Source organism: Azospirillum canadense, assembly GCF_025961225.1.
Lineage (GTDB): Bacteria > Pseudomonadota > Alphaproteobacteria > Azospirillales > Azospirillaceae > Azospirillum > Azospirillum canadense.
Map to the genome: position 1 here is coordinate 322,501 of NZ_JAOQNG010000007.1, position 14,417 is coordinate 336,917.

Genomic DNA, 14,417 nt, shown 5'->3' on the forward strand with positions numbered 1-14,417 from the left:
GTCGGTCTTCAGCCGGCGCAGGACGAAGGGCCCGGTCAGCGCCTTCAGCCGGGCGGTGGCGTCGGCGTCGCGCTGCGTCTGAATGGGCATGAAATAGTTGCGTTTGAAGGCCGCCGCGCTGCCGAGGAAGCCGGGGTTGAGGAACTCCATCACCGACCACAGATCGCCGACGTTGTTCTCCACCGGGGTGCCGGTCAGCGCCACGCGGTAATCGGCGGGCAGCGCGCGGGCCGCCTTGGCCTGCTTGGTCTCCGAGTTCTTGATGTTCTGTGCCTCGTCCAGGATCACCCCGGCCCAGGGCACCGCCTTCAACGCCTCCGCGTCGCGCTGCAGCAGGGCGTAGCTGGTCACCACGAGATCGTGCGCCTTGCAGTCGCGGCGCAGCGCGGCGGCGGTGCGGGTGCGCCCGGCCCCGTGATGGACCATGACGGCGAGGTCCGGCGTGAAGCGCGCCGCCTCGCGTTTCCAGTTGGCGACGACCGAGGTGGGACAGACCAGCAGCGTGGTCGGCCGCGCCCGCCCCTCCTCCTCCGACGCGTCCTTCTCGCGCTGGAGCAGGGTCAGCGTCTGCACGGTCTTGCCGAGACCCATGTCGTCGGCGAGGCAGGCGCCCAGCCCCCAGCGCCGCAGGAAGGCCAGCCAGGAATAACCGCGGCGCTGGTACGGGCGCAGCGTCGCCGACACACCCGGCGGCACCGGCAACTCGTCGAAGGGACGGGCGCCGGTCAGCCGGTCCAGCAGGTCCTTGACCCAGCCCGCCACGTCGATGCCGTCGACGGTCATGTCCCCGCTTCCGCCCAGCGCCATGCGGACGAGGTCGCGGGCCGACATCTCCTGGCCGCGCCGCTTCAGCCGCTCGGCCGCCGCCTTGATCTCCGCGGCGTCGAGCAGCACCCACTGCCCGCGCACGCGCACCAGCGGCGTCTTCAGCCGGGCAAGCGCCGACAGGTCGCGCGCCGACAGAACCTGGTCGCCTAGCGCCACCTCCCAATCAAAGGTGACGAGGTCCTCCAGGCTCAGCGCGGCGCCACCCTGCATCTTCGGCGCGCGCACCTTGGCCCGGTTGGCGAGCCGAGTCCGGGTGCCCCGCCCCGCCCACCAAGCCGGCAGCAGCACGCCGAAGCCCGCCTGCTCCAGGGCCGGGGCGGTTTGGGTGAGGAAGTCCACGGCGCCCGTTGCGTCGGTGTCGAAGCCGGCGGGAACGCCGCGCTTCAGGCTGGCCTCGACGGCCGGGCTCAGCCGCCCCGCCTGGGCAAAGGACAGCAGCAGGAACTCCCGCAGGTCGCCACCGCCCGAAACCCCCTTCAGAAGCCGGGCGGCCTCGCCGTTTCCGCCCTTTGCCCAGGCGTCGGGCACGGGGACGAGCAGGCTGGGGTCTTCGTGCGATTGCAGCAGGTAGCGGACCGTCCAGGCCCCCTCCGGAACGGTGACCGCAGTGGCGTCCTCCTCCGCGTCCGGGTCTCTCTCCGGCTCCTCCAGCCGGAAGCAAAGGCGCACCGGGCTGACGGCCATCACCGCGATGGGCCGGCGCCAGTCGGCGAGGCGTTGTTCCAACCCGGCGAGCGCGGCTGCATCGCCCTTGATCGCGGCGACGGGACCGGTGAGGGCGGCGAGCCACGCGTCGTCCGCGCTCGCCGCCTTCGCCAGCGTCATCGTCGTGCTGGCCGGGGTTGCCTCATCCCACAGCGGGGGCCGCATCAGCGCGTCGGCGATCCAGGCGAGGAAGGCGGTCAGTATGGCCGGCGGCGGATCCTCAGGAGGGGCGCCGGCCTCGCCGACGGCGCGCGCGGCGTCCGGCATGGCTTGGGACAGGCGTGCCAGGGCCTGGGCGTCGCGGCCGAGATAGGTGGGACTCCAGCGGGCAAAGGCGCGACCGTCCTCGCGCACGAGGTCCGGCAGCAGGCGCCCCCGCGCGACCAGCGCCCCGGCGAAGCGAAGGGCCGCCGCCCAATAGGCGAGGTCCGCGCCGGCGAACAGGCCGGGCGCCAGCGACGCGTCCGACAGCACGCGGGTGAGGAGGGCAACGGCGTTCCGCGGGTCCAGCCCGAGGGCCGCCGTCTCCCACGCGGCCAGCGACATCGGGCCGGTCTGCGCCTCGTCCGCAGCGTCGTCCAGGATGGGGCTGGAGGGAACCGGCCGCCCGCGCTCGGTGGGAAGCCAGAGCGTCACGGTCCCAGCCGCGATGCCGGTGCCGAGCCCGATCGCTTCGACCATCTGGCCCAGCGTGCCCGCCCCAGCGTCGAAGGGATTGGGATCGCGCTGCGGCGCCTTTGCTTTCCGCCCGCGCGGACGCGGCAATGGTGCCGCGCCGGCCAGGGTGGTTTCCCCCCACAGCCACAACCGGTCTTTCCGGAAGACCGAGTGCAGAAAGGTTGTCATTTTCCGTCGCCGCGTCTTTTCACCCCGGAAAAGACTATACACGCGACGGGGCGCGGTGGCCCGACGTCACGCCCGGCGGCGCTGCGGACCCCGCTGCTGGATCAGGTCGATCCAGGCCCGATACATCTCGCGCGCGTTGCGCGGCCCGCGTTCGGCCTTCAGCTGATCATAGGCGGCCTGGGCCGCCTCGACCGTCGGGTAGGCGCCCTGGTCGACACCCCAGGCCACGGCTTCCGCCGGCGTGTAGAAGGTCAGGACGCTCTCGGCCTCGCCCTCCTTGGGTGCAGAAGATGTGGGTTTGGAATCGCCATCCTGTCCGTAGATCGCCGCCTCGATGCGCTCCGGCACGCCCTTCCAATGCCCCTCCTCGTCCCACACGATCATGCCCGCGGGGCCCTCGCGCGACCATTCGACCAGCACGCCGCGGCGCTCCTCCTCGCGCACGATGCGCAGGGAGGCGTTGAGCGAGCGGTACAGGCGCTCGCGTTCGGTTTCCGGCAGGGTTTCCCGGATCTGGGCCTTGCCGTTGAGCTGCGCGTCCTCCAGGTGCCAGATCCACAGCACATGCGTGCCATGCGCGGTCACCGCATCCTGCAAAAGGCGCATCTTTTCCGCCTTGTCGACCCAGGCCTGGTTCTTGTTCCGGTTGCGGTCGGCCGCGTTGTCCAGCATGGCCCGGGCGATCGAAACGCCGATCAGCGACGTCACGCTGTCGATGGCGATGGTCCGGATGTCGGAACCGGGCATGTTCGCGTCCAGCAGGTCCTGGATGCGCTCGACGGAGCGGTGGTCGGCGGCCTCCTCGCTCAACTCGTACAGTTCGCCGCCCTTCAGCTCATGCCGGCGCCCGTCGGCGTCGATCATCAGCGTGGGCTGCTGCATGGCCAGGATGAAGGTTGACTTGCCGTCGCCATAATAGCCCTTCAAGGCCCAGCGGCGGGGCGGCAACGTCGTCTGGCTGACGCGCTTGAACGCCATAGAAAAAACCTCGCATCGGTGAACGGTTTGCCTCGCCGAAGGACCAGTCCGAACCAGCCGGCGCAGCGCACATGCTTGGACACTAGCACAATGTTCATGATTTGTGCTGTTTCTTTTGTATGGCACAGCTTAGGCTTTCTATTGCGCGCGGTTTGGATTCAGCGCGACCCCTCCCGCATCTCCACGATTTGCAAGTGAGAATGATTTGCACTATTATTCGGGCACGTACGGTCGCGACCGCGCGACGCATCCGAAACCACGAAATAGGCGGGAGCCTGGACGATGTGTGAACGCTGCCGAACCAAGGACGCCCTGCCGCCGCTGAGCCGCGGCGGACGGCGAAAGCTTTGGACCATCCCCGGCGAATTCCACTGTTCCATCGTGGGCACCTGCCTGTCGTCGGACGATGTCGCGTGGCTGTGCCGCCGCCTGCGCCTGACAATGTCCGCGGACGTGCGGCCGTACGACATCCACCGCTACTTCGTGGAACGGGCGGGCACCAACGGCCCGGAGGCGCGCCTCATGCAGCGGCGCCTGGACGAGGCGGCGGCCGGCGCCATCCGCCGCTTCGCCAAGGAGACCACCGAGGAGGGCTGGCTGGCCCAATGGGAAGCCTCGGTCGCGTCGGGAGCGGTCGCCCAAGCCTATTGGGCGATCCTCAGCCACGCCGGCATTCCCGACGCGGTGCGGGCGCGCGCCTTCTCCGACGTTCACATGCTGTCCCACATCATGGGGGGCGAAAGCCGCCGCCAGCTGCGCGACAACCAGGGACTGGCGCGGCGCTGCGCCGAGTTGGAGGAGCGGCTGGCCCGGAACGAGCGCGCTGCGGCCGACCATCTGGCGGAACGCGACGCGCGCATCCGCGACCTGGAGGCGCAGCTGGCCAAGCGGCGCAGCGTGGTGAACCCGGCGCGCGAGGTACTGGCGCCAGCGCATCGGACCGGCGACCGCTTGCAGCGCGAGGTGGACGTGTTGCGCCGCCGTCTCGCCGCGGAGCGGATGCGCGCCCGCAGCGCGGAGGCAGAACTGGACCGGCTGCGCCCTCTTCTCGACGGGCTGTCCGCCCTCCGGCCCCAACCGGTTCCCGCGACCCGGACGGACGAGGCGGAAGCGGAAGTGCCCGCCGATCTCAACGGCCAAGCCATCCTCTACGTCGGCGGGCGGCCGGGCACCCTTCCCCACCTCCGCGCCGCGGTGGAGACCCGCAACGGCTCGCTGCTGCACCATGACGGCGGCATCGAGCAGACGACCCACGGCCTCGTGTGCCTCGTGGAGCAGGCGGATGTGGTGGTCTGCCCCATCGACTGCGTCAGCCACAACGCCTGCCTGCGCGTGAAGGGGCTCTGCCGGCGCATGGGCAAGCCCTTCGTGCCGATGCGCAGCGCCGGAGCGACCTCCTTCGCGCGCATGCTGCGCACGCTGAACGGGGCGGCCGGCACCCCGGACACACCACCCGCCTGAGCTTTCAGGACCGGGGCGGGTCGAAGATCACCGACCGGTCGATGTCGGCCAGTCGTGCCCGCCCGGTCAGCGCCATGGCGACCTCCAGTTCGGTCTGCAGGATCGTCAGCGCGTGGGCGACGCCCGCGACGCCGCCGACCGCCAGGGCGTAGAGCACGGACACACCCACCATCACCGCGTCGGCGCCCAGCGCAAGGGCCTTGAGGATGTCCGTGCCGCGGCGGATGCCGCCGTCCATCAGAATGGGAAGGCGCCGGGCCGCCTTCGCCGCCACAAACGGCAGTGCCTCGATCGTCGCTGGCAGCGTGTCGAGAGTCCGCCCACCGTGGTTGGACACGATGAGACCGGCCGCCCCCGCCGCGATCGCCGGATCCACGTCCTCCGGATTCAGGAGTCCCTTCAGCAGGACGGGCATCCGCGTTTGTGCGCACAGCCACGCCACGCTCTCCCAGGTCGGCGCATTGTGGAGCATGCCCTGGAAGACCAGGCTGCCCGGCCGCGACGCCACAACCTCGTCCAGGGCCATGCCGACGAGGTTGACCGGCGAGACGTCGGCCGGCAGGCGGAAGCCAGCGCGCTGCTCCATGTTGCGCAGGCCGTTCACCGGCGCGTCGACCGTCAGCACCAGCGCGCGATACCCGGCGTCCTCCGCCCGGCGGACCAGGGCAAGTGTGTCCTCCGGCCGAGGCCGCAGGTAGAGCTGGAACCACAGCTGGTTGCCCAGTGGATTGTTGGGCGCCGTGGCGGCGACCTCCTCCAGTGTGACGCTCGCCTGCGTGCTGACGGTCATCCAGGTGCCGGTCAGCGCCGCCGCGGTGGCCGTCGCCCGCTCGCCGTCCGGATGGACCAGCCGGTGATAGGCCATGGGCGCCACGACGATCGGGTAGGCCATCGCCTCACCCAGCAGGGTCGCGCGGGCGCTCGCCCGGGACAGGTCGCGCAGGGCGCGCGGCATCAGGCGCAGGCGGTCGAAGGCCTCGCGGTTGGCGCGCTGGGTGATGCCGTCCGCCCCGGCGCCGGCGATGTAGGCGCGGATCGCCGGATCGACCCGGTCGGTGAAGTGCTGCTCGTAGTCGGACAGCGACACGGTGTCGGGCGGAACGATCATGGAATATGTCCGGTGTTGGCCAGAGCCTCGGCTTCGCGCGACAGCGCGCGCAGCCTGGAATCGGGGTGGCCGGCCAGGGCGTCGGCCATGCAGCGGTGGAAATCGGAGAAACCGGCGGCGAGCGCGCGCCGGAACCACGGCAGCGCCTCCTCCAGCCGGCCGTCGAGGGTCAGCATGCGCGCGTGGTTGAAGCGGCCCCAGCAGTCCCCGCCCTCCGCCGCCGCCTGGAAGAAAGCACGCGCGGCGCCGCCGTCCACCGGCACCGCCCGCCCGCATTCGTGGAACAGGCCCAGCATGTTGAGCGCCTTCGCGTGCCCCCTGCGCGCCGCCGCGGCGTAGAGCCGGTAGGCGGCCTCGTCGTCGGCCGGGACGCCCTCCCCCCGGCAATGCAGGTCGGCCAGGTTGAACAGGGCCCAGACATCGCCGCGGTCCGCGGCCTTGCGGTAGCAGGCGGCGGCCTGTCCGGGATCGGCCAGGACGCCCCAGCCCCGCTCGAAGCAGCGCCCCAGCATGTTGATCGCGCGCGCGTCGCCGCCGCGCGCGGCGATGCGGAACCATTCCGCCGCCTGCGCCGCCCCGCCGCGGTCGAGGCAGATCTGCCCCAGCGCCAGTTGCACGTCGATGATGCCCGGCGCCACCGCGGCGCCTGCGCGTCCGGTGGCCATCACACCTCGGCCCAGCGGCGGAGAAGGTTGTGATAGTGGTTCACCAGCGACAGCACGGCCTGGTGCCCGTCCCCCAGCTCCCCGCGCAACGCGATGATGGCGACGTCCAGGTCGTAGAGCATGGCCCGCAGGCCGTCGTCCTTGACCAGAGACTGCGTGAAGAAGAAGGACGCCCAGCGCGACCCCCGCGTCACCGGTGTGACCTGATGCAGGCTGCTGGACGGGTAGACCACCCCGTGCCCGGCCGGCAGCTTCACCGCCTTCATGCCGTAGGTGTCCTCGACCACCAGCTCGCCGCTGTCGTAGTCGGCGGGATCGCTGAGGAAGATCGTGGTCGACACGTCGGCGCGCATGCGCAGACCGCCGCTGCCGGGAATGGTTCGGATGGCGTTGTCCACGTGGCAGCCGTAGGTCATGTCCTGGTCGTACCGGTTGAACATGGGCGGCAGCACGCGCAGCGGCAGGGCGGCGGAGTTGAAGGCCGGGTTGCGTCCAAGCGCTTTCAAAATGACCACGCCCAATTCGCGGGCGGTCTCGCTCTCCTCCGGGATCTGCAGGTTCCGCTTGGCCTGCACCGCCTGACCGCCTGCGGTGACGCGGCCGTCCACCCAGGGCGACGCCTCCAGCACGGCCCGGCAATGGGCGACCTCGTCGGCGGTGAGGATATTGGGGATTTGCAGCAGCAACGGGGGCTTCCTCTCAAGAAAATGGCTGGGCCGCCCCTTCGGGCGGCCCAGCCACAGCGGTCAGAACGTCAGGCCGGCCGTCAGCAGGAACGTCCGCCCAGCCGCCGGCACGGCGCGCGAGGCGTTGAAGGCGGCCGTGTAGTTGCGGTGGTCGGTCAAGTTGTAGGCGTTCAGCTGAAGCGACAGGTTGCGGTACTCGTAGGACACCAAAGCGTCCAGCGAGACGGTCTCCGGCATGCGGCCGGTGTTCGCGCTGTCCGCCCAATAGTCCGACGCGTACTGGACGCCGCCGCCGACCGCGAACTTGCCCGGGACCCCGGCCTCGAACTCATAGGTCGTCCACAGGCTGGCGTTGTGCTTCGGCACGTTCGGGGCGTTGCGGCCGACGACCGCGGGGTTGGTGCGGGATTCGGTCACCTCCCCGTCCAGGAAAGCGTAGCTGCCGTAGACGCTGAGGCCCGGCAGCACCTTGCCGCTGATGCCCGCCTCGAAGCCCTGGACGCGGGTGCCGAGACCGGCTTCCGAGAAGCCGTCGGTCACGGCCCCGGTGGCGGGGTCCACGGCGTAGGTGTTGCTCTTCTCCAGGCGGAACAGGGCGGCGTTGACGCCCAGGCGGCCGTTCAGGAAGTCCGCCTTTCCGCCAACCTCGCAGAGGTCGGTCTTTTCCGGGTCGAAGTTCCGGCCATTGCGCGGGTTTTCCGCCGTACCGTTGGCCACCGCCGCCGCGATGTCGGTGCCGATCGGCTTGGCGGACCGCGCGTAGGAGAAGTACAGGGAGGAGTCCTTGGTCGGCTCGTAGAGCAGGCTGACCGACGGGCTCCAGGTGCGGGTGGTCGCGGTGCCGCTGCCGACCGCAGGGTCGTTGGCGCTGAAGCTGGTGCGGAAGTAATCCCAGCGCACGCCGCCCTGAACCGACAGCTGGTCAAACAGCCACATGCGGTCGGTCGCGAACAGGCCCGTGTTGGCGACGCTCGCTTCACGGCCGCCAGTGGTCGGATAGGTCACGAAGGCGTTGGCGGTGTAGTTGTGGATCGGGGTCCGGACCGTCTGATTGTTGACCCGGTTGACCCAGGTGCCGTTCCGCCGCTTGTCGCTCTGGTAGCTGACGTCCACGCCGCCGTTGAACTTGTGCAGCAGCCCGAACAGTTCGCCCTGCACCTTGGCGCCAGCGACGTTCTGCACGCCCCAGCCCTCCTGCTTGTAGGCGCTGCCGCCGCCGGCGCCGTAAGGCAGCGTCGGGTTGCCGCCGTTCAGGAAGCTGGTGGCCGTGGCACCATTCAAGGGGCCGGGGGTGGTGACGGCGAGATCGCGCTCGTAATGGCTGTAGCGGGAGTCGTTGTAGACGGACAGGCTCTTGTTCACCTCGTGCGCGAAGGTCGAGGTCACGACGTGGTTCGTGGTGTCGTCGCGGTCGAGGTTGCGGATGTAGGAGGTGGAGCGGTCGAGCCCGTACTCCCCGATCGGCCGGTAGACGCCGTCGCGCCCGAGCAGCATAGGCTGGCCCTGGTCCGGCGTCTTTTCGCCTTTCAGGAAAGAGTAGTTCAGGTGCCACGTCGTGTCGGTGCCGAGACCAAGGCCGAGGTCGGCGGCGATGCCCTTGCGGTCGGCCTTGCCCTCGTCGCGGTCGGGGATCGTCGACTTCTGGTACAGGCCGTTCACCCGCAGCGCCGCCGTGTCGCTGATCTTCTGGTTCACGTCGACGGTGGTGCGGTAGGTCGGGCCGCTGCCGACCGACTGCTCCACGTTGTACCGCGAATCCAGCCTGGCCTTCTTGGTGCCCTGGTTGATGACGCCGCCGGAGTTGCCAACGCCGAAGCCGTTGCCCGATGGGCCTTTGAAGACCTGCACGGATTCGGTGTTGAAGGTGTCGTGGGTGTAGACGCCGAAGTCCTTCAGGCCGTCCGTGTAGATGTCGCCGCGCGCGCTCAGGCCGCGGATGCGGAACTGGTCGCCGGTCTGCCCGCCGTTGCCTTCGCCGGCCGATATGGTAATGCCCGGCACGTTCCGCAGGACCTGTTCCAGCGTGGTGGCCTTCTGCTGCTCGATGATCTCTTCCGGCACAACGTTGACGACGCGCGGCGTGTCCTTCACCGTTTCAGGCAGGCGGGAGATGCCGGTGGGCGCTGCGTTGACGTTGCCCGTCTCGGCCGGCCGGTTGGCATCGACGCGAACGGGGTCCAGCACCAGGGCGTCGCCGGACGACGCGCCGGGCGCTGGGGCTTTGCCCGTGCCGGCCGTCTGCGCGTCCGCCGCCGTGGTCAGGGAGGAAAAGGTCATGGCAAGGCCGGCCGTCGCGGCGGCGCCGGCGATGATGGGTCTCAGGCGGTCGGGAACGGTGTTCTGCGGCATCGGGCTCTCTCAAAATGCGGCGTGGGCGAATGAAACGATCGGTGGGGCTATGTACCAATGGGGGGGTTCCCGGCTTCAATTGTTAAGATTCAGAATCATTCTAATTTGCAAAATCGTAGTTGTTGCGACTCGTTCTTAAGTGGAAGCGGGTTGCCGTACGACGGCGCCGGGTTGTCCGGCCAACCGTGACCGGGGCGGCGCATCTCGATTTTTTCTCCTTTCGTTTCAATGCCTTCGCATGCCGTTTCTGATGTTCGCCGATGCTTCCCGGACGGCAGGACCAGGGCAAATCCGGCCTGTGTTGCTCAATTGTTATATCGCTAATGACAATCACTCTCATTGCGTAGGAGTTCGGATTGTGGGCAATTCACCGCGCCGTCAAACCGTGCGGCGGGCCTTCCACAGGGCTTCGGCTTGGCCCATGGCCTCGTCGAAGCTCATGCCCTTGCCGCCCGGAATGGAGAAGAGCGCGAAGGCCGCGGTGCTGACGATGATCCGCTCTGCTCGCGGGTCGCGGATGGCTCCGGTCCATACCCCTTCCCAATAGTCCAGGTTGGTGCCGCGCGGCCGCGGTGTCGCCGGCGGCTCGCGCATCAAAGCCGGCAGCGTCCGATCGTCGGCGTCGCCATCGACAAGGCGGTGGACGGTGGTCGGGCGGAACGGCGTGAACTGGGCGACGTCGCGCGCGCTGCCCAGCACCGCGAGGTTCTTCCATCCGAGAAGCCGGGCGGCGTCGCGGTGCAGGTCCCGGTAGGACGGCTTCGCCGCGCCAAGCAGGGTGATTCTGCCGCCCGCGGGCTTGAGCAGATGCACCGCCTCCATCACGGCGGAGCGCGTCTGCATCAACCGGTACAGCCCGACCAACTGGTGGATCTGCGGGGCCAGCGCAGCCAGGGAGGCGTAGGCGATGCGGCTGCGGGCCAGGGCCAAGGGGATGTCGTCCGTCGTCTTGCAGACCGGAATTGCCAGGGCCGACGCGACGACCTCGTGCCGCACCGACGAAGGGCCGACGCCGGTGCTGCCGTGCAGCAGCACGCGGTGCCCGGCCTGCGCCACCAGGATGGCCGCGTGGAAGAACCACGGCGGGTTGTGATAGTTGGGCGAGGTGAAGCAGGGCCAGTCCACATCGACTTCGATCGTCCGGCCCAGCCGGCCGGCGACATGGGCGCCCATCGCCCGCACGAAGCCGGCGATTTCCGGCGCGGTGGATCCGCGCATGCGCATCATGCCCAGCAGCGCGCCGATCTGCACCGGGTCCGCCTCCCCGGCCAGGATGACCGCCATGGCGTCCTCGGCTTCCTCCACGGTCAGCGGCCGGCCGTGCCCGCCGCCCCCGATGCCGAGCACCCCGATGTGCCGGGCCAGCCGGTCGCTGGGCGTGTCGCCCGGATTGATGACGTCGGGACCGGAAGCGTCCGGCGGATCGGCCGGCCGGACCCGCAGCGGCGGGGCGTGACTGTCGATTGGCACGTTCCAGCGCGGATCGAACGTTATCTCCGATGGCACGGGGTCCGTCCCGGGCTTGAACAGCGCGTCGATGTCCACCGCGATCGCCCAGATCTTCGGCCGCAAGGCCTCGACGAAGGGTGTGGGGACGAGGCCGCGGCCCGACCGGACGAAGAGCGGATCGCCGAACTCGTCCCGCAACTGGCCGAGGAGCCGGCTGAGCGCCGGCGTCTGGATCCCGAGATCCTTGGCCGCCGACGTGACGTTCCGTTTGGCGAGCAGGGCGTCCAGCGCGATGACCAGCCGTCCCCAGCCCAAGCGGTCCCGGACCTTTCCGGAACCGAACGCTTCCGGATCCGGATCGGGCGCAAAGTCGCCTGTCTTGCCCATCATCACCCTCTGACCTGATCGACGCGAATTGCCCGCGAATCCGACCACGCAATGATAATGATTTGCAATCTCATTTTATTGCGAACGGACCGAAAGATTCGTGCCGGCAAGGGCGCCGCCGGCGTTACTCCAGTGGGCGCTTCAGCTTGGCGCTCGACACAGCCCGCCGCACGATGGCGGCGAAGGAGCGGACGGCCGCCGCCCGTTCGCCGTCGCGCTTCCACAGGATGCCGGGGGTGCGCATGGGCGTCGGGCTTTCCAGGGCGACGATGCGCACGTCCGCCAGTTCCGACACCGCCTGCTCCGACACGATGGCGGCGATCTCCATGCGGCGCACAAGGCTCAGCATGGCGGCGATGGTGTTCGTCTCCGCCACCACGACCGGCTCCGCGCCCACCGACTGGAAGCAGCCGTCGAGCATCTGCCGCGTCGAGAACTCCTTCGGCAACAGGACCAGCTTCTGCCGGTGCAGTTCGATGATCCGGATGCGCTTGCGGTGGGCGAAGGGATGCTCCGGCCCGACCGCCAGCACCATCTCCTCGTTGTAGAGCGGCTCGAACCACAGGTCGCGCAGGTCAACGGGCCGGTAGGCGATGCCGATGTCCAGCTCGTCGGTCTCGATCCGCTCCTCGATCTCCGCGGCCGACAGCTCTTCCACCGTCACGCGGACCGAGGGGTTGTTGGTGAGGAAGGTCGCAAGGCAGGTCGGGATCAGGCTGATGTTGAAGGTGTGGGTGGCGCCGATGCGGACCATGCCGCTCAACGGCCGCCCCGTCCCCTTCAGCGTCCGGAGGCCATCGTCGATCTCCCGCAAGGCCTTGGTGACGGCGGGGAGCAGCAGCTCCCCCGCTTCCGTCATGACCACCCGCTTGCCGACCCGGTCGAACAGGCGCTGCCCGACCTCGTCCTCCAGCTGCTTGATCTGGTGGGACAGGGTGGACTGCGTGACGTGCACCTTCTCCGCCGCGTGGGTGAAGTTCAGGCGTTCCGCCAGCGCCGCGAAGTACCGCAGGTGTCTCAGCTCCAATCCTCAGCCCCTCCCCTGCCGGCGCCATCCATCGATGGCATCGATCGTTACGATGAAAATCTATCATTTCACCGCTGACCGGGGAAACGGTAGATCTACAAACATTCCGGAGCGCGAACGACGCAGGTTTTGCGCCTGTTCGTCCGCGACGCAAACGACGACCGCCGTTCGACGGCGGCGCACCCAGGGGGGAACGATGCGCGAGTTCAGCGAAGCCAGCATCACCGGCGCGGTGCTCGAACGGTTCGCGGAATGCGAGGATCCGCGCTTCAAGACCATCATGACGGCGCTCGTCCGCCACATGCACGACTTCGTCCGCGAGGTGAACCTGACAGAGGCGGAGTGGATGGCCGGCATCCAGTTCCTGACCGCGACCGGCCAGACCTGCACCGACATGCGGCAGGAGTTCATCCTGCTGTCCGACACGTTGGGCGTCTCGATGCTGGTGGACGCGATCAACAACCGGAAGCCGGCCGGCGCGCTCCAGTCCGCGGTGCAGGGCCCATACTATTGGGAAGGCGCCCCGGAACGGCCGCTCGGCAGCGACCTTGCGGTGGACGTTAAGGGGGAGCCGACCTTCTATTCCGGCCGCGTCGTGACGCTGGGCGGCACCCCGGTGGCGGGCGCCCTGCTCGACGTCTGGTCGGGCGACGGCGAGGGCAACTACGACATGCAGCTGCCCGGCCAGACGGAGATGCGGGCGCGCGGCAAGCTGCGCACCAACGCGGAGGGCCGCTACTGGTTCCGCTCCATCCGCCCGGCCTCCTACCCGGTGCCGACGGACGGCCCGGTCGGCACGATGCTGAACCGGATGGGGCGCCATCCCTTCCGGCCCGGCCACATCCACATGATCGTCTCGGCCCCCGGCTACCAGACGGTCACGACCCAGCTGTTCGTGTCCGGCGACGCCTACCTCGACTCCGACGCCGTGTTCGGCGTCAAGGATTCGCTGGTCATCGACTTCCAACGGCACGAGCCCGGCACCGCCCCGACCGGCGAGGCCATGGACACCCCCTTCTACACGGCCGAGTACGACTTCGTGCTCTGCCCGGTGACGGAACCGGCGCTTCAGGACTGATGCCCGCGGGGCCGCCACGGCGGCCCCCAGTCACCCGAACCGCACGATAAAAATCGGAGAGTTGCGATGCGCAGCGCGATCTGCCGCAGCGATGCGGACAGTATCCGTATCCATGGGCTCGACCTGACCACCGACATCCTCGGCAAGGTCGACCTCGGCCAAATGGCCTTCCTGGAAATCTGGGGGCGGCTGCCCAACCCGCAGGAGGACGCCGTCTTCAACGCGCTGGTCGTCGCCCTGGTCGAACACGGCCTGACGCCCAGCGTGCTGGCCGCCCGGCTGACCTACCTCGGCGCGCCGGATTCGCTCCAGGCGGCGGTGGCGGCTGGCCTCAGCGGCGTCGGCACGGTGTTCGTCGGCAGCATCGAGGGCGCGGCCCGGCTGCTCCAGGAGGCCAAGCCGGCGGACGCGTCGGAGGAGCAGCTGCAAGCCCTCGCCCGCGACATCGTCGCCCGCTTCCGGGCCGAGAAGCGCATCATCCCCGGCCTCGGCCACCCCATCCACAAGCAGACCGACCCGCGCACCGCGTGCCTTCTCGCCATCGCCGCGGAGAACGGCTTCCGCGGCAACCATGTCCGGCTGCTGGAACTGGTGGCGGCGGAGGCCGAGCGGTCGTTGGAGCGTCACCTGCCCATTAACGTGTCCGGCGCAATCGGCGCAATCGCCAGCGAGCTCGGCATGGACTGGCGCGTGTGCCGCGGGATCGGCCTGATCGCCCGCACCATCGGGCTGGTCGCCCACCTGCTGGAGGAAATCCGCTCCCCCCTCGCCCGGGAGCTTTGGCTGCGCACGGAGCACGAGGCGCAGGAGGCCCCGTAACGCGGCCCAGCTTCCCTCACGCGACACCCAT

11 protein-coding genes (1 of these 11 running past the window's edge) are annotated in these 14,417 nt (G+C 69.3%); 3 read left to right on the plus strand and 8 right to left on the minus strand.

The window, feature by feature from the left end:
• Both M2351_RS29255 and M2351_RS29260 read right to left on the minus strand, forming a co-directional pair.
• Positions 1–2,379: the 5' portion of a DEAD/DEAH box helicase gene (locus tag M2351_RS29255; RefSeq protein ID WP_264659549.1), read on the minus strand. The gene continues 780 nt to the left of window position 1, outside the view; the window shows 2,379 of its 3,159 coding nt (coding positions 1–2,379); its start codon is at positions 2,377–2,379; the stop codon falls past the left edge of the window.
• Between the two features lie 66 nt (positions 2,380–2,445).
• Positions 2,446–3,357, minus strand: coding sequence for an ATP-binding protein (locus M2351_RS29260; RefSeq protein WP_264659550.1), 912 nt, complete (start codon positions 3,355–3,357; stop codon positions 2,446–2,448).
• Between the two features lie 282 nt (positions 3,358–3,639).
• Here M2351_RS29260 and M2351_RS29265 point away from each other — a divergent pair, with 282 nt between their 5' ends.
• A complete protein-coding gene (locus tag M2351_RS29265; protein ID WP_264659551.1) occupies positions 3,640–4,818 on the plus strand; it encodes a DUF2325 domain-containing protein in 1,179 nt (392 codons plus the stop codon).
• Positions 4,819–4,822: 4 nt separating this feature from the next.
• On the opposite strand, the gene M2351_RS29270 is transcribed toward M2351_RS29265, so the two are convergent.
• The 6 genes from M2351_RS29270 to M2351_RS29295 form a co-directional block, all read right to left on the minus strand.
• Positions 4,823–5,926: an alpha-hydroxy acid oxidase gene (locus M2351_RS29270; RefSeq protein ID WP_264659552.1), complete on the minus strand. Its 1,104-nt coding sequence runs from the start codon at positions 5,924–5,926 to the stop codon at positions 4,823–4,825.
• Positions 5,923–6,591 (minus strand): tetratricopeptide repeat protein, encoded by a 669-nt coding sequence (locus M2351_RS29275; RefSeq protein ID WP_264659553.1) that lies wholly within the window; start codon positions 6,589–6,591, stop codon positions 5,923–5,925. Before M2351_RS29275 ends, M2351_RS29270 begins: the two co-directional genes overlap by 4 nt.
• On the minus strand, positions 6,591–7,277 hold the full coding sequence (locus M2351_RS29280) for a Fe2+-dependent dioxygenase (RefSeq protein WP_264659554.1): 687 nt from the start codon (positions 7,275–7,277) through the stop codon (positions 6,591–6,593). Before M2351_RS29280 ends, M2351_RS29275 begins: the two co-directional genes overlap by 1 nt.
• 60 nt (positions 7,278–7,337) lie before the next feature.
• Entirely contained in the window at positions 7,338–9,626 is a 2,289-nt protein-coding gene (locus M2351_RS29285; protein WP_264659555.1) for a TonB-dependent receptor, read from the minus strand.
• A 378-nt stretch (positions 9,627–10,004) separates the two neighbouring features.
• Positions 10,005–11,465, minus strand: coding sequence for a glycosyl transferase family protein (locus M2351_RS29290; RefSeq protein WP_264659556.1), 1,461 nt, complete (start codon positions 11,463–11,465; stop codon positions 10,005–10,007).
• Positions 11,466–11,586: 121 nt separating this feature from the next.
• Complete coding sequence (locus M2351_RS29295; protein WP_264659557.1) at positions 11,587–12,489, minus strand: LysR substrate-binding domain-containing protein; 903 nt, start codon at positions 12,487–12,489, stop codon at positions 11,587–11,589.
• A gap of 196 nt (positions 12,490–12,685) precedes the next feature.
• Here M2351_RS29295 and M2351_RS29300 point away from each other — a divergent pair, with 196 nt between their 5' ends.
• Positions 12,686–13,567: an intradiol ring-cleavage dioxygenase gene (locus tag M2351_RS29300; protein ID WP_264659558.1), complete on the plus strand. Its 882-nt coding sequence runs from the start codon at positions 12,686–12,688 to the stop codon at positions 13,565–13,567.
• 66 nt (positions 13,568–13,633) lie between these two features.
• Complete coding sequence (locus M2351_RS29305; RefSeq protein ID WP_264659559.1) at positions 13,634–14,386, plus strand: citryl-CoA lyase; 753 nt, start codon at positions 13,634–13,636, stop codon at positions 14,384–14,386.
• Positions 14,387–14,417: the final 31 nt, after the last annotated feature.

What these genes read in the sequence shown, in the direction of transcription:
- M2351_RS29260 (WP_264659550.1), bottom strand. Translation starts at nt 3,357, where the DNA reads ATGGCGTTCAAGCGCGTCAGCCAGACGACGTTGCCGCCCCGCCGCTGG.
- M2351_RS29265 (WP_264659551.1), top strand. Translation starts at nt 3,640, where the DNA reads ATGTGTGAACGCTGCCGAACCAAGGACGCCCTGCCGCCGCTGAGCCGC.
- M2351_RS29270 (WP_264659552.1), bottom strand. Translation starts at nt 5,926, where the DNA reads ATGATCGTTCCGCCCGACACCGTGTCGCTGTCCGACTACGAGCAGCAC.
- M2351_RS29275 (WP_264659553.1), bottom strand. Translation starts at nt 6,591, where the DNA reads ATGGCCACCGGACGCGCAGGCGCCGCGGTGGCGCCGGGCATCATCGAC.
- M2351_RS29285 (WP_264659555.1), bottom strand. Translation starts at nt 9,626, where the DNA reads ATGCCGCAGAACACCGTTCCCGACCGCCTGAGACCCATCATCGCCGGC.
- M2351_RS29290 (WP_264659556.1), bottom strand. Translation starts at nt 11,465, where the DNA reads ATGATGGGCAAGACAGGCGACTTTGCGCCCGATCCGGATCCGGAAGCG.
- M2351_RS29300 (WP_264659558.1), top strand. Translation starts at nt 12,686, where the DNA reads ATGCGCGAGTTCAGCGAAGCCAGCATCACCGGCGCGGTGCTCGAACGG.
- M2351_RS29305 (WP_264659559.1), top strand. Translation starts at nt 13,634, where the DNA reads ATGCGCAGCGCGATCTGCCGCAGCGATGCGGACAGTATCCGTATCCAT.